This is a genomic window from Niastella soli (assembly GCF_017742245.1).
Classification (GTDB): domain Bacteria; phylum Bacteroidota; class Bacteroidia; order Chitinophagales; family Chitinophagaceae; genus Niastella; species Niastella soli.
In genome coordinates this window covers 2264290-2286779 of sequence record NZ_JAGHKO010000001.1, presented here as the reverse complement: position 1 = coordinate 2286779, position 22490 = coordinate 2264290, and the positions used below count along the sequence as shown (strand labels likewise).

Annotated in this window: 19 protein-coding genes; 11 read left to right on the top strand and 8 right to left on the bottom strand. The window is 41.4% G+C overall.

Annotated features, from left to right (window positions below):
• The first annotated feature begins 7 nt into the window (after positions 1 to 7).
• The 11 genes from J7I42_RS09600 to J7I42_RS09550 all read left to right on the top strand — a co-directional run bounded on the left by J7I42_RS09600 (position 8) and on the right by J7I42_RS09550 (position 15193).
• The gene (locus J7I42_RS09600) at positions 8 to 1141 is read left to right on the top strand and encodes a glycosyltransferase family 4 protein (RefSeq protein WP_209138555.1); all 1134 of its coding nucleotides are present in this window, start codon (positions 8 to 10) and stop codon (positions 1139 to 1141) included.
• Positions 1142 to 1154: 13 nt separating this feature from the next.
• A complete protein-coding gene (locus J7I42_RS09595) occupies positions 1155 to 2417 on the top strand; it encodes a hypothetical protein (RefSeq protein WP_209138554.1) in 1263 nt (420 codons plus the stop codon).
• A 30-nt stretch (positions 2418 to 2447) separates the two neighbouring features.
• Positions 2448 to 3602, top strand: a complete 1155-nt coding sequence (locus J7I42_RS09590) for a glycosyltransferase family 4 protein (protein WP_209138553.1) — start codon at positions 2448 to 2450, stop codon at positions 3600 to 3602.
• A 29-nt stretch (positions 3603 to 3631) separates the two neighbouring features.
• Positions 3632 to 4795, top strand: coding sequence for a glycosyltransferase family 4 protein (locus J7I42_RS09585; RefSeq protein WP_209138552.1), 1164 nt, complete (start codon positions 3632 to 3634; stop codon positions 4793 to 4795).
• Positions 4796 to 4805: 10 nt separating this feature from the next.
• Positions 4806 to 5852 (top strand): glycosyltransferase family 4 protein, encoded by a 1047-nt coding sequence (locus J7I42_RS09580; protein ID WP_209138551.1) that lies wholly within the window; start codon positions 4806 to 4808, stop codon positions 5850 to 5852.
• 25 nt (positions 5853 to 5877) lie between these two features.
• A complete protein-coding gene (locus J7I42_RS09575; protein WP_209138550.1) occupies positions 5878 to 6861 on the top strand; it encodes a polysaccharide deacetylase family protein in 984 nt (327 codons plus the stop codon).
• A 5-nt stretch (positions 6862 to 6866) separates the two neighbouring features.
• A complete protein-coding gene (locus J7I42_RS09570; RefSeq protein ID WP_209138549.1) occupies positions 6867 to 7886 on the top strand; it encodes a DUF354 domain-containing protein in 1020 nt (339 codons plus the stop codon).
• A 5-nt stretch (positions 7887 to 7891) separates the two neighbouring features.
• Positions 7892 to 9199 carry a nucleotide sugar dehydrogenase gene (locus tag J7I42_RS09565; RefSeq protein ID WP_209138548.1) on the top strand — a complete coding sequence of 436 codons (1308 nt, stop codon included), beginning with the start codon at positions 7892 to 7894 and terminating at the stop codon, positions 9197 to 9199.
• Between the two features lie 36 nt (positions 9200 to 9235).
• Positions 9236 to 10612, top strand: a complete 1377-nt coding sequence (locus J7I42_RS09560) for an exopolysaccharide biosynthesis polyprenyl glycosylphosphotransferase (protein ID WP_209138547.1) — start codon at positions 9236 to 9238, stop codon at positions 10610 to 10612.
• 37 nt (positions 10613 to 10649) lie between these two features.
• On the top strand, positions 10650 to 11717 hold the full coding sequence (locus tag J7I42_RS09555) for an NAD-dependent epimerase/dehydratase family protein (protein ID WP_209138546.1): 1068 nt from the start codon (positions 10650 to 10652) through the stop codon (positions 11715 to 11717).
• An 80-nt stretch (positions 11718 to 11797) separates the two neighbouring features.
• Positions 11798 to 15193 carry a GNAT family N-acetyltransferase gene (locus tag J7I42_RS09550; protein ID WP_209138545.1) on the top strand — a complete coding sequence of 1132 codons (3396 nt, stop codon included), beginning with the start codon at positions 11798 to 11800 and terminating at the stop codon, positions 15191 to 15193.
• Here J7I42_RS09550 and J7I42_RS09545 read toward each other — a convergent pair.
• The 8 genes from J7I42_RS09545 to J7I42_RS09510 form a co-directional block, all read right to left on the bottom strand.
• Positions 15186 to 16001: a polysaccharide lyase gene (locus J7I42_RS09545; RefSeq protein WP_209138544.1), complete on the bottom strand. Its 816-nt coding sequence runs from the start codon at positions 15999 to 16001 to the stop codon at positions 15186 to 15188. The two genes, J7I42_RS09550 and J7I42_RS09545, sit on opposite strands and share 8 nt — an antisense overlap.
• A gap of 103 nt (positions 16002 to 16104) precedes the next feature.
• On the bottom strand, positions 16105 to 17343 hold the full coding sequence (locus J7I42_RS09540; RefSeq protein WP_209138543.1) for a polysaccharide lyase: 1239 nt from the start codon (positions 17341 to 17343) through the stop codon (positions 16105 to 16107).
• Between the two features lie 1064 nt (positions 17344 to 18407).
• Positions 18408 to 18914, bottom strand: coding sequence for a sensor histidine kinase (locus J7I42_RS09535; RefSeq protein WP_209138542.1), 507 nt, complete (start codon positions 18912 to 18914; stop codon positions 18408 to 18410).
• Positions 18880 to 19095, bottom strand: a complete 216-nt coding sequence (locus tag J7I42_RS09530; RefSeq protein ID WP_209138541.1) for a response regulator transcription factor — start codon at positions 19093 to 19095, stop codon at positions 18880 to 18882. The genes J7I42_RS09535 and J7I42_RS09530 overlap by 35 nt, the downstream gene beginning before the upstream one ends.
• A 58-nt stretch (positions 19096 to 19153) precedes the next feature.
• Positions 19154 to 19471, bottom strand: a complete 318-nt coding sequence (locus tag J7I42_RS09525; RefSeq protein ID WP_209138540.1) for a carboxypeptidase-like regulatory domain-containing protein — start codon at positions 19469 to 19471, stop codon at positions 19154 to 19156.
• A gap of 594 nt (positions 19472 to 20065) precedes the next feature.
• On the bottom strand, positions 20066 to 20848 hold the full coding sequence (locus J7I42_RS09520) for an MBL fold metallo-hydrolase (protein ID WP_209138539.1): 783 nt from the start codon (positions 20846 to 20848) through the stop codon (positions 20066 to 20068).
• Between the two features lie 47 nt (positions 20849 to 20895).
• Positions 20896 to 21477, bottom strand: a complete 582-nt coding sequence (locus J7I42_RS09515; RefSeq protein WP_209138538.1) for a TetR/AcrR family transcriptional regulator — start codon at positions 21475 to 21477, stop codon at positions 20896 to 20898.
• A gap of 532 nt (positions 21478 to 22009) precedes the next feature.
• Positions 22010 to 22246: a hypothetical protein gene (locus J7I42_RS09510; protein ID WP_209138537.1), complete on the bottom strand. Its 237-nt coding sequence runs from the start codon at positions 22244 to 22246 to the stop codon at positions 22010 to 22012.
• Between the last annotated feature and the right edge of the window lie 244 nt (positions 22247 to 22490).

Below are 22490 nucleotides of genomic sequence, written 5' to 3'. Positions count from 1 at the left end.
CACCCACATGAAAATACTTTTTGTGGCTCCCCGGTTTCATACCAACCAGGTTCAGATCATAAAAATATTGCTGGAAAAAAAACACGAAGTATTTTTTCATGTAGCCTGCATTGGCGCCACCGAAGATCATAGCCTGGTAAAACCGATTTGTTACAAACAAAGCTGGTTAAGCCGGTTAATTGAAAAGAAATTCGACAAAGGCCAGTCAAACAAGAGGTTCTATTTCCCAGATATCTCAGCCTACTGGAAGGCCATGAAGCAACTACGGCCACAAATAGTTGTGATCCGTGATCCTTATAAATTATTTTCTCAACTGGCAGCTTTTTTTGCATTGCTCATAAAAGCAAGGATTATTTTTTATACCCAGGAAGACCTGTTAAGATCCAGATCACGGAAAGCGCTTTTAAAACAAAAACTTACCATAAACTTTTTTAGGGCAGCCTGGATAACTCCCATAAAAAGCAGTAATTCACGGGAAGAAAAAGGCTGGCACAGGTATATATATCACGTTCCCTTGCCGGTTAACATTTGTCCAGAAGATGCCTGCAGAAAAGACATTCCAAATGAAGGGCCTAAAATTCTTATGATTGGTAAATATCATCAGGAAAGAAAGAAGCATATGCTTTTTCTGCAGGCACTGGATAACCTGAAGAACCGGTACCTCTTCAGCGCTACTATTGCCGGTGAATGCGCCAATGAGGAACAACTGACCCGTTTTATGAAAATTAAAGCAGCGGCACAAGACTTTGAACTAGACGACCGGGTTGAATTAAAACAAAATGTTCCTTTTAACCAGATGTCAACATTGTATGCATCTCATAACATTTTTGTGTTACCGGCCGTCAATGAACCATATTCCATCTCAGTGAATGAGGCTATGGGTTACGGCCTTCCGGTGATCTGTACCGATACCTGTGGCACCAAGATCAATATTTACAATGGCGATAACGGCTTCGTTATAAAATCAGACAGCCTGGAAGAACTGACTACATCCCTGGAATCACTATTATCCAATTACAGAAAACTGAATCAAATGCGGATAAAAACGCTGCAATATGCCAGGGAATATCTTTCAGGAGATGCATTCTATCTAAAATTTGCCCGTGTTACCCGGGAACGTTTTTCAATTATTATCAACTGACAAGAAGAAAACTATGGATTCGTTTTTCCTGGTCGCTAAAGTCCTATTCATATATGCTTTTGCGGCGTACCTACTAGTCAAAAAGAGTGAGTTCAGTATTCTGTATATACCTGTGATCTTTTTTGCCGGACAAGTTGTCAGCGATGTATCACCCGCCTTTCTCTATTACGGAATAGTAACGCTCATCATTTTATTACAAATGATAAGGAACAGTAGCTTCTTTCGGGAGAATATCTGGGCTGTTCTGTTAATAATTTATTTTCTGATGCTGTTGAGCAGATCGAATGACCTGGTACTCATACGGCCCTATGTTTTCTCGGTGATCTGGTTTTTCTCCTCAGTCCCGATAATAGCAGCGGTTTACAAAAAATATCCGGCCGAAGTAATATACCGGGAATTATCACAGGCAGCGCTCCTGATCCTTATACTTTTTATAATGAATTCAATGGCGGCCACCGTGTATAAGTTTGCGCCAGCAGAAATGTATGGGATAAAGTCGGGTATTTTATATGGCTACCTGTATGCTGCGGCCTTTAACACCTTACCATTCGCCATTTTTATTGTGCTTAACAGAGGCATTAACGAAAGAAAAGGCCTCTACCTGGGAGTTGCCATTGTTGCCTTCTTCCTCGTCATGCTCTCATTGCGACGCACCGTTATGAGTTTAAGCGCGCTGGCCATTATCATTAACCTGATGACCATGTTAACCAGGGAAAAAGCAAAGGTGCTTCTGGCAGGTCTGGCCCTTTTAGGAGCTATTGGTTATTTCGTTTATAGCCAAACTGATTTCATGAGCGAGTTTAAACAACGCGTAGAACTCAGAAAACTGGACGACCGGGACCTCGCAGAGGAAAAACGCTTCCTTGAATATGAGATTCTTTATAATGACATGTTTGTTTATCACGCTTATAGCCCCTGGACCGGCTATGACCTGTTTAACAGCTCCGGCAACTATGGGTATGGCATCCTGGGCGACCGAAGCCTGCATGGCGATCTAACCAGCATCACCCATTCGAGCGGACTGATCGGCTTAACCCTTTACCTGCTTATGATGGGTACTGCATTCCTGAAATCTTTCATGGCATCAAAGACATACCAGGAGCGATTGATCATTTTGTTTTGTTGCGCAACATTTCTGGCGTATACCGGTAGCGGCCGGTATACCGAAAGCGCCGCATCTGTATTGCAAATGTTGGTACTTATGTTACCTGTGTCGAAACAGGAAGAGGTAACAGAAGAGCAAGTCTATATTTTCAAACAACCCGAAATCGTCTAAACACAATTCCTCATTCTCAATAGCAAAGCAATGGCAAGGTTCTTATTTATCGATGAGAAGATCATTAACCTGATGCAGGTGAATGAAAAACCAACAGGTGGTTCGTCCGTTCAAACTTATGGCTGGATCCTGGGTCTATTGGCAGAAGGACAGGAAGTACTGGTTATGACGAAGATCGACAAGACCACAGTATTGAAAGAAGAATGCCGGAACATTAAGATTGTCCCAATGTACAACTTCAATAAAGGTATTCGTTGGTTCCGGTGGCTCTATTACCGGCTGCCCTACACTTATAAAAAGATCAAAGAGACAAAACCTGATTATATCTATTCGGGCATCGCAGGCTGGATAACCTTATTTCTTGCATTGACTTGCCGGATGTTAGACGTTAAATATATTCAACGCATTTCGAGCGACGCACATTTAGACAAACGCTTCCGCGACACTTATTCCGCCATGCATCACTTCATCCTGTATTGGGGACTCAAAATGACACATCATATTTTGTGTCAAAACAATTATCAGTTATTAAAGATCAAAAAGAAATATCCTCGTAAATCGGCCATAAAAATCCTAAATCCGTTTTATTTGATAAATCAGGAACTCCCTTCGGATGATCACTCCCAAGGTTATATAGCCTGGCTTGGCCTCTATAGATATCCTAAAAACCTCAAGTTGTTATATGAAATTGCCAACCTTTTAAAACATGAACAGTTTTTGGTTGCGGGAAAGGCCGGTTCAAACAGTGATGAAGAAACTACTAAGTATCTTAAAAAACTTCAACAGTTACCGAATGTTAAGTTCCCTGGTTTTTTAGAAAGAGCGCAGGTGCTCCCTTTTCTGGCTAAGGCAAAATTTTTATTGAACACTTCCCGCTTTGAGGGATTCAGTAATACCTTTTTGGAAGCATGGGCGGTTGGAACACCCGTATTATCAACCGTAAATGTTAATCCAGATTCCATTATCTCGAATCATAAACTTGGCGTTGTTTACAACGACGTATTTGATCTGTGCCGGCAACATGCTACCATGTCAAAGGAACAGTATGAGCTAATGTCGGAAAATGCCCGGCAATACGTAGCACACTATCATAGTTACAGAATAGTAACCCAGCAACTTCTAAGCTATCTTTCAAAGACAGACAAGCCCATCACCAGTAGTACTTTTCTCAATGCCCCTGCATAGCAAACATTGTAAAGTAAAAATTCTCTGACATGACACTTAATCAAAAAACCCGGATTCTCTTTTTTATTGGGAGTTTAAAAGGCGGGGGGAAAGAAAGGCGGCTTATAGAGCTGCTTACCTATCTGCAAAGTAAAGAACAATATGATTTAATGGTTGTAGTGACCGATCCTATGATTGAATATCCTTCCTTTTATAAGCTAAATGTTAATTACCAGGTTATTCGAAAATCCTGGAAAAAACACGATCTCAGCGTTTTTTATAAATTCTATAAAAAATGCAAACAGTTCAACCCGGATATTATTCACACGTGGGGCCGTATGCAATCATTTTTTGCACTCCCCGCCGCTATAGGCCAGGGAATACCACTTGTTAATAGTCAAATTACCGGTGCCCCAACCGACGTAACAAGGTGGTCGATCAATGGGGTAATTGATCTGATCAACTTTAGTGTTTCAAATACCATTATTTCAAACTCGCAGGCAGGTTTGAATGCGTTCAAACCACCAGCAAAAAAAACCAAGGTAATTTATAATGGCATAAATCTTAATCGTTTTCAAAATCTGTGCTCGCCTGAATCAATAAAATTAAAATATGGTATCAAAACTCCCTATGCAGTGATAATGGTCGCGTCCTTTTCAAACAAAAAAGACTATCCATTATTTTTCAGACTTGCCGAACAGATCATTCAAACCAGGGATGATATCACCTTTGTTGCAGTGGGTGACGGCAATAACCTGTCAGACGTTGAGCGAGCGGGTGGACTGGCAATCAGAAGCCCCAGAATAATACTAACCGGTAGAATTAGTGATGTAGAGGCATTGGTGAATAGTTGTACAGTTGGGGTGCTTTTTTCCAACAAAATAAGCGGAGAAGGAATTTCAAATTCCATCATTGAATACATGAGCCTTTCCAAACCTGTTATTGCAAATGAAGTTGGCGGCACAAAAGAACTGGTACACCATGGGAAGAACGGGTACCTGGTGGGCCAACAAACAGAAAAAGAGATCATCGAATTGATCACCGGTCTGATAGATGATCCGGAAAAATGCTCCGCTTTTGGAAAGGCGGGCAGAAGGATCATTGAAACCTCGTTCGCGCTCGAAAGAATGGGAAAAGCATTTGCGCAAACTTACCAGGATGTTTTATCAGAAGAAGAACTAAAAAAAGGCAAACCAAGTATTTTATTACCATGATATTATGACTATGAAAGTGTTATTTGTTTGCAGCGGCAATAATAAAGATTTCGACATCATTCCCTTTATTAAAGATCAGGGCGAGTCGTTGAAAAGTGAGGGTGTACACGTTGATTATTTCCCGGTTGTCGGGAAAGGATTATTAGGCTATGTAAAAGCCGGGCTCAGGCTTCGAAAATTGCTGGCTAAGAAACATTATAACCTCATTCATGCGCACTTCACTTATTGTGGTTGGACTGCGCTGATTGGCGCGGGAAGAAAAACGCCCGTTGTCTTGTCTTTAATGGGCACCGACGCCAATGGCGAATACAAGGGAAATAACAAAGTGGTTTTCAAAAGCAGGATCTCTTCGTTTCTCACCTGGTTGATACAGCCATTTGTTAGCGCCATCATTTCCAAATCATCCAATATCTCCGAGTCAGTATATAGGAAGCAGAAGTCATTCATTATCCCCAATGGAGTAGATCTTCAAAAATTCAAACCGCAGCAAAATGAGAATAACGGCCACTTAATTGCCAATGGGAAAAAGAAAGTGCTGTTTCTTGGTAGCAGGACCAAAGTTGGCAAGAACTTTTCCCTGGCGCAGGCAGCTGTTCAACAACCGGGCATGGAGTATGTAGAACTGATCTCCCCATACCCCGTATCGCATGACGATATACCCTGGTATTTGAATGAAGCGGATGTATTGGTATTCCCGTCATTTATGGAAGGTTCGCCCAACGTAATTAAAGAAGCGATGGCGTGTAACTGTCCCATCGTAGCAACTGATGTTGGCGATGTAAGATGGGTTTTAGGCGACACCAGCGGATGCTTCCTGGCCTCATTTGATCCAAAGGATTTTGCCGAAAAGATCAGCATGGCATTAAATATCGCCCATATCAAAGGCAGAACCAATGGCCGGCAACGCATCATTGATCTCGGACTCGACATGCATACAGTTGCCAGGCGCCTTGTTGACGTATATAAAAGATCAATTTCAGAAACCTATGAATTCTCCAGTATTCCTAACAGCCATGTTAAACCGGTTACCACGGAACCAATGGCAATTAAAAATTGATTTATGACCCCTTATTCATTTAGTTATGAACAAAAATTTCAGAAACCTGCTGGGATATTTTGCAGCCAATACGTTGATCCTGACAGGCCGTGTAAAGCAAGCAACCAGAAAGGCACTGGACACTGAATGTATTCTCTCCCTTTATTATCACAAACCGGCAAAAGATGAATTTGAATTTTCGATCAGGTGGCTAAAGAATAAGGGATTTAAATTCATAAGCCCCCACGACATTGAGAAAATAATAAATGGGCAAATCCCATTTCCAAAAGGAGCCGTATTGCTCACGGTTGATGATGGCTGGCAAACCAATGTGACCAATGTAGTGGAAGTGGCGAACAGGAACAAAGTGCCTGTAACCATTTTTGTTTCCACCACTCCCGCCGAAGAGGGTGCCTATTGGTGGTCATATGTAACCCAGGCAAGGCGGCAGGGCCTGACCAGCTTTTCAAAACATGCCTTGAAAAAAATGCCGGAAGAAGAACGGATCAAAATACTGAAGGAAATTAAACAGATGGTTTATCCCGGCCGGGATGCCATGACCGTAGATCAGGTTAAAATGGTGGCAAGCTCACCTTATGTTACAATTGGCTCCCACACGCAAACACACCCGATATTGATCAACTGTCCCGAAACACAGGTTTATGAAGAGTTAAAGGGATCACGCCAGAAGCTGGAATCCTGGATAGGAAAAGAGGTTGCCTATTTTGCTTATCCAAATGGTGATTTTAGCCGGCGGGAAATAAAAATATTAAAGACATTGAATTACCGGTTGGCATTCTCTTCCCAACCAAAATATCTGACCCCGGCATTGCTTCGCGAAAGCTTTACCATTCCCCGGTTTGGCTTTTTAGAAGGCGCCTCCAGTGCAGAAAATATCTGCCGGTTAACGGGTGTTTGGCATTCTACCATGCAAAGATTGCATCACCGGGGCAATCAATCGAAAAAAGATCGCGCCTGGTACAAAGACCTGTTCTTTGGTGAAGACCGCATACAGAAACTTGACATTTAGTACATATGAAGATCCTCTTTGACATCAAACACCCTGCCCAGCTGAATTTATTTAAAGGACTTACCAATGAGTTGCGGCAGGAAAACTGGGAAGTAACCATCTGCTATTTGCAAAGAGGAAAACTTCCTAACATTATCAAATCTGAGTATCCCAATTTCCAATTAATACCGGTGGGAAGCAGCCACGGTACCCGGTGGTCGATACTTTGGAATGGTAATATAAAACGCACCCTATTCTTTTTAGATCTGATAAAAAAAGGCAAGTACAATATATGTGTGGCGGCAAGCAGCATACCGTTGGCCCTGGCTTGTAAAATAGCTGGTATTCCGATAATACAATTCTATGATGATCCTGAAAGAAAGCAGGTAAACCAGATCAATGCCAGCCTGTCGTCACAATTGTTCTTCCCCCCTATTGTTAAAAAGAACCATAAGATATCAGTTTTTAATTGTTTGAAAGAGTGGAGTTACCTAAGCCCAAACCGGTTTCATCCGGCCGAAAAAATTCCAGACAAATATGGGCTTACTCCCCATGATTATATTTTCGTTCGGGAAGTGAGTAATAAATCCTTCAACTATTATAACCAGCAGGATGGTATCATTGGTGGTTTTGCCGGAAAAATAAATCCAAACAAAAAAGTCGTTTTATCACTGGAAGATAAAAGTTACAAAAGCAGGTACCCGAAACACTGGATCATTTTGCAGGAGCCCGTGGAAGATATCCACTCCCTTATTTACTATTCGAGAATGGTTATTTCATCGGGCGATAGTATGGCAAGGGAAGGAGCCATGCTTGGTGTGCCAAGCGTATACTGCGGTATAAGGAAAATGAAGGCGAATGATATGCTAAAACAGTTAGGTATGCTGGAACATTTACCAGCAGAAAGTGCATTGCCTTTTATAAACAAAGCCCTCGAAAAAAAATTCAATGCTGAAAAACAAACAAGGATCAGAAACAAATTGCTCAATCAATGGGATGATATGACCGCATTCATGAAAGAGCAGATCAATCGCTATAAATTATAAGTACTATGCAAATTTCAATTTTTGGATTAGGATATGTCGGCTGCGTAAGTCTTGGTTGCCTCGCAAAAAACGGACATGAAGTGATTGGTGTAGACATAAGTAGTTTTAAAGTTGATCTCATCAATCAGGGCAAACCTACTATCATTGAAAAAGACATTAACAACATCATCCTTGAAGGCTTTGAGAATGGCCGCATTTCAGCTACAGAATGCCCCGAAGAGGCAGTGCATAATACAGAAATAAGTATCATTTGCGTGGGCACCCCTCCCTCCACGAACGGGCACCTGGATCTTTCATACATTTTTAAAACTGCGGAACAAATAGGCAAAGCTCTAAAAACGAAAGACAGTTTTCATACCGTGGTTATCCGAAGCACAGTAGTACCAGGAACCAATTACCGCTATGGTAAGATCGTTGAAGAATTCTCCGGAAAGAAAAGAGGCGAAAGTTTTTCAGTAGTATCAAATCCCGAATTTTTACGGGAGGGTACCGCCGTGCATGATTATTACCACCCCGCAGTTACCGTAATTGGTGGCGATAATACCTACGCTATGGAGCAAGTGACTGCTATATATAGCAGCCTGCAAGCGCCCATTGAAATAACAGATGTTAAAGTTGCCGAGATCATCAAATATGTGAATAACTCATTTCATGCATTAAAGATCGCGTTCACCAATGAAATAGCCACCATTTGCAAAGCACTGACCATTGATCCATTTAAAGTGATGGAACTGTTTTGCAAAGACACCAGACTGAACATTTCACCAGCTTACATGAAACCAGGTTTTGTTTATGGTGGCTCGTGCCTGCCAAAAGACCTGAAAGGCCTGGTGACTATGGGACACGATAATTACCTGGACACCCCCGTGCTGGCCATGATCAATTCCAGCAATGAACAGCATAAGAAAAAAGCTTTTGAATTAATAAGCAGTACGGGCAAGAAAAAAGTGTGTCTGGTAGGATTGAGTTTTAAAGAGGGCACAGATGACCTGAGATTCAGTCCTTATGTTGAACTGGCAGAAACCCTGATAGGGAAAGGGTACCATGTTACTATATATGATGAATATGTACGATTATCAAAACTTATCGGCGCCAACAAGGCATACATTAATGAACGGCTGCCCCATTTATCTGAACATCTTACCTACAATCTGGAAACTGCTATTTCGGAAAACGATGTAGTAATTATAAGCCATAAAAATTTCGACGCGCAAACCTATCGCCATTTGCTGAAAGAGAAAACTGCGATAATAGATCTGGCGAGAATTCATGAATTGGAAACCTTATCCAATTATGAAGGTATTTGTTGGTAAACAATCGCTCTTATTAACCATTAAAAGCTTGCGGCCATGCCTGGTCAAAAAATAAAGCAAGATATCCCCTATCTGGCGATAGACTTGCTCCCTCTCATTTTTATTTTGCCACTAGCCCACTATTTTTTCAGGGATTTTAAATATTCCAGGGGCGAGTGGATAACATTGTCAGTTGTTGCTTTTCTATGGTGTCTGATTGAATACCAGAGTAAAAACCGGTTCTCTGGCTCTTATCAGAAATTCCAGGAACGAATTTCCAGTCATTTTAAAATGTATCTTACCCTTGTCATTCTCGAATGCATTGTACTTTGCCTCTTTCCGGTCCCCTCCATTTCCTACAAACAGGCCATCGCCATTACGCTCGGGGTTTTCGGACTCGACCTGATGATCAACTTCCTGATCATTGAGATCATAAGCGTTAATGCCGCAAACCAGAAATATGTTATTGTTGCCGGCACCGGTAATAAAGCAAAGATCATTGAAGACCAGGTTTCCGCCAGTCATAACAATGGCTATCACCTGAAAGGTTTTATTAGTTGCGACCAATTGGAAGAATGCGTGATCGAAAGAAAAAAAGTACTGACCGACCTGGATAATATCAATCAATTCCTGCAAGTCAACGACATTGACGAGATCGTTATTGCTCTGCCGGATGACCAGAAAAAGAATATTTTACAAGTCCTGACCGTTGCCGATTACTATGGTATCCGGGTACGATATGTGTTAGACTATCATGAGCTTTTTGGCAATCATTATAAGATCACACGGTTGGGGCAGATTGATACGGTGAACATAAGGGAGTTGCCCGTTGATGGAAAAGTGGCTGGCTTCTTTAAAAATTGCTTCGATAAAATATTTGCGGCCATAGCGCTTATTTGCCTGCTACCTTTATTCCTGGTCGTTGCACTGTTAATTAAATTAGAATCCCCCGGTCCGGTTTTTTATTGTCCCATTCGCATCGGAAAAGGAGGCAAGCCTTTCAAAGTATACAAGTTCAGAAGTATGCGGGAAAACGATGATTGTGCCGGCGGAACCCGCTCAACCCAATGCAACGATCCTCGAATTACCCGCCTGGGGAAGGTGTTGAGAAAATACAGCATCGATGAGCTTCCGCAGTTTATTAATGTATTTCGGGGAAGTATGAGCGTAGTAGGCCCCCGGCCGCATAGAAGATTTTTGAATCGCCAGTTGCAGGAAAATGTTTACCACTATATGCTCAGGCAATATGTAAAACCAGGTTTAACCGGTTGGGCACAGGTGAATGGCTGGCGTGGCCCTACCGATACCGAAGAACAAAAACGGCAACGTACCCTGCACGACCTCTGGTATATTGAGAACTGGTCGTTCAAACTCGATATGAAAATTATTTTCCTTACCATCTTCAGTCCCAAAGCACACAAAGCTGCTTTTTAATAAGACTTATCTTTTCCCAACCTTTAAACATGTAGTTATGAAACTGACAGCCGCCCAATACGAGAAAATAGCGGCCTCTACTTTTCTGGTAACAGGGGGAGCAGGTTTTATAGGATCGCATATTGCAGAATATTTATTGAATGCCGGTGCACGCAAAGTGCGTGTACTCGATAATATGGCTTCTGGCCATTTCCGCAATATGGCGCCCTTTGCCAACCATCCCCATTTTGAATTTGTAGAAGGCGATATTCGTAACGTGGATGCCTGCAGGATTGCCTGCAAAGGAATAAATTATGTTGTTCAGGAGGCGCCGTTAGGGGCAATTACCATTTCTGTTAAAGACCCCATTCTTTCAGGAAGCGAGGATGCAAGCGGTTTTTTAAACCTACTGGTAGCAGCATATGAAGCAAAAGTAAATCGATTCGTGTATGCATCCAGTTCCTGCCTATACGGAAATAATGATGAAGCGTCTAAAACAGGAAAGAAAACAGTAGAACCTTTATCGTCCATTTCTGCACCACAATACATTGAAGAGCAGTATGCTGCTCTATTTACCCGCCTCTATGGTATGGAAACCATCGGGCTGCGTTATTTTAATGTGTTTGGCCAGAGACACGACCCGCAGAGTGAGTATGCTGCCGATATTCCAAAGTTTGTAATGCAGTTTATGCGGCATGAATCCCCGATCATCAATGAAACCAATGAATATGTAAGCAATTATACCTATGTAGAAAACGTAGTGGAGGCTAATGTTCTGGCTCTCCTTACAACTGATCCTAATGCAGTAAACCAGGTTTACAATATAGGTGTTGAAGAAAGAACACCTTTAGATCAGCTGGCCATGCACCTCAGAGAATTTTTAAGTGCATTTGACATAAGTATCAACACTGTGCAATTAACGCAAAAACATACACTGAATGATAGTACGCACCCGATAGCTTTTATAGACAAAGCCAGAACACTCCTGGGTTATAACCCCAGTTATTCCCTGCGAAATGGGCTGTTAAAATCTATAAGCTGGTATTGGGCCTATCTGCCCCTATATAACAAAGAGATTCAAGAAAAAACTCATCAAAGGCAGTTTGCCAACGCGCTTTCAATATAATATTATTTTCTTCCATGCACATGCCCCAACGTTTTACCCTGTAGGATGTAGGGTATTTTTAGATTGAAAACTAAAAGCATATGTCATTCACAGCTTCAGTAACTAAATCAAAAACAGTAGTTTCACTTTTTCCAAAAGAATTTGAAGGAACAGAGATGTTAACAGGAGAAAAAGTATTTCATCTACTTGAAGATACCCGGTTCCTGGGTGAATGGAACCAACTATGGAAAGCCTGCCCCTGGGCTACGGTTTTTCAGAGCCCTTCCTTTGTAGCTACGTGGTACCGCATTTACAGAAAGGATTTCGTTCCTGTTATGATCAGGACTGTACAGAATGGACAGGTTACAGGATTGCTAACGCTGGCTGCAGACAAGAATGGCCTGATAACCGGAGCCGGGGCAAACCAGGCGGAATATCAGGTATGGTTAACGGCAGATGCCAATGATGAACAATTTATTAAAAACGCATTGATTGAATTACGCAAAGTATTCCCCCGAAAAAAGATCCAGCTAAAATACATTCCCGCTGAAGTTCCATTGGGCTGGATAAAAAAAGATCCCAGGTGGGATAAAAGCTGTTTTGTAAAAACATCGTCGCACCCTCTAATGGGAATTAACGGCACTCATATTACCAGCGAACTCAGAAAGAAAAACAGAAAAGAGAAAATCAACAGACTAAGCAGGCAGGGGCAATTAACTTTTGAACGCATCAACGATTATGAGGAGTTCGCTTCCATTTTTGACGAACTGGCTCTTCAATCTGATTTCAGAAAAGGAGCTATGTATAATAAAATAGCTTTTAAAACCGATCCTTTAAGAAAAGATTTTCTGCTGGCGCTATTTGAACAAAACAACCTGCATGCAACCGTTTTAAAGATCAACGATAAGATAATTTCATCTAATGTCAGCATGCAAAGTCCTAACCAGGTACATCTGCAGGGGATTAATTCCTTTGATGCCGCCTACGCCCGCCATTCACCGGGGATTATCCATTTTTTGATGCTTGGCAAATTACTGGCCGATGAAGGAGTGAAAGTATTTGATCTTACACCTGGAGCAGACCCATATAAAGATACGCTGGCCACCCAACATACCACAGCCTCTACTCTTACAATAGGTAATAATTTGCATGGCCTTACTGGAAAGTGGAAACACAACATTAACCATTACTTTAAAAACAAAGCACTTGGATTCGGCATCAAAGCCCAAACCTTAAAAAAGGTTCAACGGGATATCACTATCTATAAAACAAAACTCGGGAACATTACCCCAGCTGGATTAGTTACCATGGGCACCCGCTTTATGGAGAAATTAATGCGACGCAGTAAAGTATCAAAATGCTGGATAATACAATATGCTACATTACCAATTAAAAACCTGTTACCCATTCAAAAAGACAACCTAAAGGACCTGCTTGAATTTGATAAACGCGAAACCTGGTATACGCAACAGGAATTTCTGTCCGATGCGATGCGAAGAATGGAAATTGGGGAACATTGTTATACCTGGATTGAAAACGGAACATTACTGGGATGTGCCTGGTTAACAAACGGGAAGCATGCAACGGCAGAAACTGATACAGGTAAAACTGACGGGTGGTTTATTTCACTAACAGGATTATACTATCACCAGAAAGGCGGCAAAAGACTGTCCATTTTTCTACAATCGGTTGCAGCCGAGCTGGCAGCCGATACTATATACGATACTTTTTATATAGTTAATAATTGCGACGATCAGCGTATTTTCGAAAAAGCAGGCTTCAATGCTGTTGAAAAGCCTGATCTATACTTCGAAGATCTTCAAAACTCAGATCAGGCTGGTACTAAAACGGAGGAAACAAATACAGGTGCAATATCTGGAGCTGGCAACCCGGAAGTAGACTATGGAATAGAAGTAGTATCGGGCCTGGCAGTTATTGATCTGTTAAAGGAACCTTCCTTTCAAAAATGTTGGGAGCAGCTTTTTGAATCCTGTACCTGGGCCACTGCGTTTCAAACCCACCAGTTTGTAGCTGCCTGGTACAACGCTTACCGGGAAGAACATATGCCCCTTTTAATAAAGGGTGTTGTAAACGGGAAATTGAAAGGACTGCTGCCTATGACTTTATTAAACGCGGGCAGGAATAACAAATATGTTATTAAAAACGGGGGCAAAATAACCGGGGCAGGACATTATGAAGCAGAATACCAGGTTTGGCTGACTGCACCCTCAGACGGAAACAATTTTATACAATTGGCATTGGACGAATTGAAGACTCAGTTCCCGGGTCACCCGGTATCACTGCGGTTTATACCACAGGGCACACCGCTGAATTGGGTACAATCGAATGAAAAGTGGCGCAAACACAGCATAATACAAAGCTATGCCCTTCCATTGATCCATTACAAGAGCCCGGGTGATGTAAAAGTGGGCAAACATTTCAATAACAAATTGAATCGCTTTAAAAAAACAGGAGAGGTTATTTTTGAACGTATAAAAGACCGGGAAACATTCGAACGCAGCCTGGAAGAAATGGCCACCATGCTCGACTTCAGGCAGGGTGCCTTATTCAATAAAAACCCATTCAGTGAAGACCCGCACAAAAAAGACTTCTTCTTAGCCTTGTTTGACCAGGGTTTGCTTCACACCACAGTATTTAAGGTCAATAACAAAATAATTGCCGCAGTAATTGCCGTAATTAGAAATAATTGGGTTTATCTCTCCGGACTTGTTTGTCATTCGCCTTTAAATGCCCGCAGTAATTCACCTGGCCTGATGCATTTTCTATTATTAACAAAACAACTGGCAGAGGAAGGCATTCAATATCTTGACTTGTCGCCTGGGTACGATAGCTATAAGGATGAATTGGCCACTCAGCAGGACCAGGTGCAGGAGTTGATCATTAGTCATGAGCCCGGTTTTAGAATAAAAAGATCATTGAGAAAGTGGATCCATGCCCGGTTGGTTGCGCGGGGAATACGACCAATGACAGCAGAGTTAAATCTAAAAAAATACCGCTATAATTTAAAACACTGGCGGCCTGAGCCCGCAATAAATAAGTTCTACAAAAAATTACAGAAACAGGAAACGCAGCAACGATACTCAATTTGCACAAGCGCGGTTGAAACAGCAGAAACAATACCCTGGCAGAAAAATAGCCTGCCCCATTTACTGGAATTCAATTCTGATGATAAAGCCGGCATTTCAAGATGGAAGTTCTTGTCAGACGCCATGTATCGTCTTGAAAAAGGGCAACATTGTTTCACCTGGCTTGGCGACTCCCGGTTGTTGTGCTGTATCTGGCTAAGTTATGGGGAGGATGCTGTGATAATTGAAAACAGCTATTGTCATGGCTCAGCACGGGAATGGTTACCGGCCTTTTTGAAAAACATGATCATTACACTGGCTGAAAATAAAGAAGGGAAGACGATTCAATTGCAAGCTACTGGCAAACAAGTTTGTAAGGCAATGAAAGTGGCTGGGTTTCAACCTATTTAACCATCATATCAGCAAGCGAAGCCTGTTCATTACCTAATTTTATCTCATCAAAATATACAACCCTTACTTTGGTATTGGTAGTGGCACCGCCATTCCAGTTTGATTTGTAAATTCCAATTTTCCAGCCGGGGGCATGAAAAACGCCCTTGTTAAGATCATACATATTGGCGCCATTGTATTGGCCTACCGACTTTCCATCGCGCCATATTTCAATCAGGCCATCTAATGCAGATGAATGTTTTATATGGAACACATAATAATGCCAAACCTCTTTTTCAACGTCGCCTAACTCAATTTTATCTTTACTCTTTTCATCGGGCTTTATGCGTAAATACAGCTGCCCATTCTTTGTTCTGAGACTTATTGAAGGACTGGTTTTACCCCCCTGATGCCATTGACTAATTACATCATCAGTGTTGTCTGCATCACAATCATCGCGGGGAAAGTACAGTGCAAATGCATACCAGCGCTCCAGATTATCTTTGTCGTCTGGTTTGGGAAATGAGATTTCGGTCCTTGTGCCACTATTATTTTCCGGATCATTGCATCTTAATTCAAAACGGGCCGCTTTTTTACCCCGGTATACAGGGCTTCCTACGATTTGCAACCCATAAGAGGTACCGACCTGTTTCGTTAAAAATGAGGGAATGGCATCATTATCTTCAAAACCCATCTGACAAATAATATGGTTGTCAGGTTGAGGCAATTGGGCGTCTTCTTTATCGCTATGAAAAACTTTTATATAGCCGTAAAGCATTGTTGCTGATAATAGAACGAGCGACAATATGACAAGCTTTCTTAGTTTCATCTATCATTTTCTTACTATAAATTTAATCTCTTTTCCCTTCAAATGAACAAAAAGGCGGCCCTATTCAGGAGCCGCCTTTTTTACCCATATTAATTACTCAAAGTTATCTCGAGAACGTAAAGGTGATGGTCTTACCTGTACCAGCTATACCTTGTGAATCATAAGGAGTTGCTTTCAACGTATAAGTGCCGAGAGCAGGCGGGTCCCAGTTACCATACCAGTAATTACCACCTCCACTATCACCATGCAATGCGTAGGGAGCCCGTTCATCTGTGTAGGTCTTACTTTGTGTTCCGCTTAATTCAAACTTTACTTTAGCGATAGTGCCCGTTGTAACTGCACGAATATTTGCTTTTGCTAATTTCAATGCGCTCAGACTGATTGTTGAGCCATTTGAAATTGTCAGCACTTCCTTTTCCGTATCTGCATTTACCAGGTTTAAAGACGTTACGCTTACGAGGGCTGCTGGCTGTTCAGTTGTTGTTGAAGCACCACCAGTGGGCAACATATCAGCATAGGAAGCTAATGCGCTGCCGTATTTAATATCATCGAAATACAGCACTCTCAGGTTGGTACCAGTAGTTTTTGTACCATTCCAGTCTGATTTATAGATCCCCACTTTCCAATTGGGAAGATGGAAATCACCGGTAAGCGCATACATGTTTGCCCCATTACGGGTTACGATCTTTTGACCATCTTTCCAAACTTCGATCAATCCTGAAGAACCTGATGAGTGTATGATATGATATACATAAGTATGCCATTTGTCTTTTTCAACCAGACCAAGGTCAGTTTTGACGCCGTCAAGTGTTCGCATGTAAATACGACCTGATTGTACACGCAACGCAATTGCCGGAGTAATGCCACCGCCACCATGCCATTGGGTGATAACTTCATCATATCTCTCATCTTTATACTGAGCGCTGGGCATATACAACGCATAGGAATACCAGAAATTATTGGTAATAGGCGTTGGGAAAGATATTTCGGTCCTTGTACCACTCTTGGTTTCCGGATCGGTATCTCGTAATTCAAAACGCGCTGATCTTGTTCCATTGAAAGCCTGATTTGTTGAAGCAGTCATACCATAACTTGTTGATGTTTGCTTACTGATCATGGTATTTAAAAAACTGCTTCCATCTGCATTTTCCAGCCAGAGTATATTCCCGATACTGATTATTGATTTTGTTGATACCAGTTCGGTACTTGCAGAACCATCATCAACCAGGGGTTCGGTGACATCTTTTTGACAGGCACCCAAGGTAGTCAGTAAAAGGAGAACGGACAGCACACGCTGATTGCTTCGCAACAAATTGCCTCTTTTGTGGTTTGATGTTTTCATTTTAGGTTATTTTTCTAGATTTTAAAAAGGTTTTTCAATTACTGGCACACCTTGTTAAGGAATAGCATTCCCCTTCACATTACAGATGCTTTTTAAAAATCTGTAATGTGTTACATTGGCTGTTACATCGCATAATGACGCCTGTAACAGTTTGATCCTCGCTTAACAACTAGGAGGACAGGACAGATACTATTGCTTTGTTCTATCTATCTCCTTTCCAGTGACCCGGAAAGCCAAGGTTTACATTTCATAGAGTGCAAATCAATGAATGAGAAATACAGCCAGGTTTTACAGATAAGGCGTTTACATAAGGTGGTAGATAACGGACAAGAACCTCTCAAAATCCGAAACAGTTGATTAATTCCGTGCTTGTGTACATCACATAAAATTTTGTCTTCAAAAATGCCATCATTATCACATAAGTGCACCTACAGAGTGCTGACCTGGCTTATTCAAACCTGTATCTTATGGGAATCACTGTTTAGCACATCCCATTTGATCAGAGTAATACTTATTTACAAATCTTCATATTAAAATGAATTGTAAATAATCACTTAGCCATTCCGTTGATTTAATGTGAGTCATGAAAAACAGTTATTGAAACCATGTCGCTATTTCTGGCGATGGCGGTTCTTCTTCCAAACTGTGTGGTTGAGATTGTTACTGGCTGCGCAAAACTGCACTTCAGCGCGCCTTTTGGAGCGATATTACAGACTATTAGTTTTCTTGTGTCAGGTACGGATGAAAAGATGCAGGCAACATCTTTGATGAATCTCCTAACAGTCTTCATCATAAGGATAGTTTGGTTTTCAAAAAGTATTCGAGCGTTTCAAGCACAAACATGGTGCCTGAATCTTTTTTATCGTTAACTTTTTAAAGAAATAGACATTTGTCAATCAGCTTTCATTCAATCGTGATCAAAATGATGCTGATGTAGTCGATTTATTTTAAGCCATGGTAAGTGTTATTGCTTAAAAATAGGTGCTTCTAAAAATTTCTTGTTTGCCTAACAACTGCAAGCAATCTGTATGCGATCATCCAGCATCTGTAAAAGGCAAAATCATTTACCTGGTGGGAAGCTGTGCTGGCTCAGTTTTTCGAAAAGCGGCGGGTAATATCACCAGAAACGTAGTACCTGTCTTTAGATCTGACGTTACCTGTATACTGCCTTTATGCAGATTGATTATCCTTTTTACCAAAGGAAGCCCCAGGCCAAAACCTGGTAATGTGCCAACAGCACCACTGCGATAGAATGGTTGAAAGATAAGTTCAAGTTCTTCAGGCAGCATGCCAGGTCCATTGTCAATTATTTCAATACGGATCTCGTTATTCTTTGTGCTTGCTTTTACAAGGGCCCGGTGCCCGATGGTATACTTGCAGGCATTAACAACAATATTCCTGATCGCAGTGAATAACAAATCTTCGTTGCCAAATACAAACAATCGGTCTTCATCTTCCGGCAGATCATCGAAGCCCAGCAACACAACATATTCTTTATTTGTTCTTGCCAGTTCTGCAGGCAACCTCAGTAACACCTCATCTATCCGAACCGGCTGAATTTCCAGATCCACTCACGTCCCCCAAGTTAACATCCAGTAATACCAGATCAAAGTGTTCCTGCTGGAAAAGCTCAAAACCACTTTCACCATAATATGCCGATATAGCATCGTATCCGGATTCTTTTAGCCCGTCGTGGAGCGCATCTGCGATGCTTCTTTCGTCTTCGACGATCAGAATTCTGCCTTGTTTCATAATTAAAAAATCAGGGCAAGAACACTGCCCTGATCATCTACATAGAAAACCAACAATTTTATTGGTTTAAGGTTATTTTTCCGAGATCGAGTGTTTCGCCATCTTTTACTACCACACCTTCTTTTTCATAATTTTTGTAAGGTGCTTTCCCCTCTACAACAATTTTGTATGTGTCTGCTTTCAAATCACTGATCTGGAATACCCCCTGGAGTGATGTAACTTTGGTTGAATCATTACCCATGATTGCCCAAACATCGCCTGCATTTGCAGCGGGATCGATGACACCTTTTATACCACCTGCAAAATTAATAGTGAAAGAAAATAATGCAATAACAGGGACCATTAACAGCGGGAGAAGATTGAATTTCATTTTCATTTTTATACAGTTTTTGGGTAGAGAATATGTTGCTCCCATTTTCAACTACTATGCCATGCTGTTATTTCCGTCCACTTCTAATAATTTATTAATAAATGATTTTAATTGGGTTATAATAACATCGCTATGTAGTTACAACAAAAAAACAGGTGCTACGCAGTCCAGTTACATTAAACATTCAATACAATAACTGGTTGCCCTCCCCTTCACCGGATTTTTATTTAACGGAGCTATAGTGCTGTTAGCCCATTTGACATGGGAAAGACGTTCTTCCATTGCGCTGCGGAATGAATTAACTGAAATGCAATTAAATCAAAAATCCATACAGATTGACTATGGCTGGTTCAAAAAATCAATGCGGAAAAATTAGCCAGAAGAGGCATCAGGTATACCCCTGTTAAAAGCAAACTGATTAAGCAAACTGTTTATAAAACCCTCACCAGTGTGGTGCAAGGGTATCCAAACATGGTTATATATCGTGAAGGCAAATAATAATAAATGTATTAGCCGCCATTTTTCACATCGCCGGGTTACAGACTGCTTTGCTTGGTTAACAACCAAAAAGCCCCGGCAACTCGGGGCTTTTTCAATATGTTATATTTCAATAACTGAAGGTGAACCTGGTTTTAACCAAACCAATTTCTCTTTAATGTCTGAATGTGTTACCTGATCATACAGATATTCAGGTTGTTCATTAAAATGCTTCCATCCTTCAATGTGTGTAGGAATAAATTTCACTACATTCATAAGCCTTACCGTTTGAATAGCCATTTCAGTGGTGAAAGTCACAGGCATATAATTGATCTGTGGGAAACCTGCCTTTCCCACGTGTAGCACTGCGGTATGTACTTTGAATCTTTTTGCGATCTCTTCAATGCCTTCAAAATATACGGTGTCACCAGATACATACAGCGCACCATTTTGCTGGCCTTGCCACTCGATCATAAATCCAATAACATGTCCTGAGATCTTTGTTTGCTCATGGGTAGGCGCGTGCTGGCAGGGCGTGGCAGTAATGCGAAGGCCAGGTACCTTATCGGTGATTATATTTACACTTTCCCACTCATGGAGACCAGTTACATTGCTTTGTGCCAAACGTTCCACAGCCCCTGGTGTAGAGATGACCTGCTTTACCGATTTAATAAACTCGCGGCCGGCGTTATCAAGATTGTCTTTATGCTGGTCATGGCTGAGCAGCACCAGATCTACGGGACCAATATCCTGCGGTTGAAGCTTTGGCGAACCCGTTTTATACAACGTGCGGGGGCCTTCGTATACAGTGCCACCTTCGTCAAATGCAGGATCAGTGACAATAACAAACCCATTGATATTAATTACCATGCAGGCGGTGTCGACTTGCGTGAAGGAGACTTTCATATGCTCTTAATTTTGTACCGATTAGTACATATTTAGTTAAAAAAATATCATTTTAATACAGACAGTTGCATTTCAACCAGAGGTAGCAGTCGTTCGGGGTCAGGGTACATGCGCCGGGTAATATTGAGGCCGTTCCACATCGTTACCAGGTAACGGGCAATTACAACCGGATCTTCATTTGATTTTAGCAAGCCGCTCTGTTGTGCTTTTATTATAAGATCCTGAAAAAGTTGTTCCATTTTCTTTAGCCGTTTGATGGCCATGCTTTCAAGCGGTTTATCAATGTTCGATAACTCGACCACAATATTACCCATAAAACATCCTTTCTGATGCATGTTCTGCGGGGAGTTGGCCAACTTTCTGAAGAAATTTTTAATTGCCTGAACCGGGTCTGTGCCAGCTTCTGTGTCTTTCAGCAATCCCGCTACAGATTGATTAACGAAATTCTCTATAACCTTTTCAAACAGTTCTCTTTTGCCTTTAAAAGTGTTATAGAAACTGCTTTTACCGATACTCATGGCAGCAAGCAAGTCATCGGTGGAGGTGGCTTCGTAACCCTTGCTCCAGAAAAGCTGGGTAGCTTTTCCTAACGCTTCTTCTTCTGAAAATATCTGAGGTCTGCCTGCCATAACTGTCGTTTGCGAGATAAAGGTATATATTGTACCAAATAGTACAAAATTAATTTTCCATACATTGACAAGGTTAACACTTTTTTACAAATAAGGATTCTCCAGGGATCAGGAGAAGCATATGTATCCCGTATCTCTTTCTCCTAAATCCCTTCTCTATTCCACCTCAATTCCTTCTCGGCAGCGGAAAAGCAAAAGAGCACTCATTGTGGCTCCAAAGTGGGGTAGATTACACAAGAACTGATTTATTAAAAGAAGTGTACCATAGTAGGTGTATAGTAGAATTATAGTGGGAGTATAGGTGAAAGGAATGCAAAGAGGAGTCAAAGAGAAGGCATATCGCTGTAATTATGGCCAAAAGATTATTTTTTTAGGCTGGCTGAAATCTATACTGCAATAACCAATCCCCAACATGTTGACTTGATCCTTCTCCAGTACCAGATCAAAAGAGATAGGGAGAAAAAATACATTGCCTGTACTTAATCTCCCTATCATAAATTTATCCTGACCTTAACTGCCAGCTTTCATTTACTCACCACTTAAATGGCAGGTACCAGTTGTCTTTATTCATTAACCTGGCCCTTACATCAGCAGCTGCAGGGTTATGTTCTGCCGCCAATTTATTGTAAATTTTATCAGCCAGGAAAGCGGGATCGTTTCTTCTCAGGGCAATACGCAACAGATCGGGCCAGCGTCTGCCTTCATAAGCCAGTTCAAGACCTGCTTCGCTTATTACCTGATCTTCTATAAACAAGGTGCTATAAGGCACAAAGCTTGGGCAATGACTGATCGGTCATTCTTTTTTGCCCAAAAATATACATTCTTTTAAGTACCGTGAAAGTATGGGGAGAAAACAATAAGAAAGACATTCCTTCTCGATGCAAAAAACATATTTTGTTCGTTCTGAATCAATTACAATAAAAATGTACAAATAACGTCCATGCCTACATCATGTTATTTGACCGGGTAGACGGCATATTCATTTGAATTCAATTGAAGTACATAATACCTGA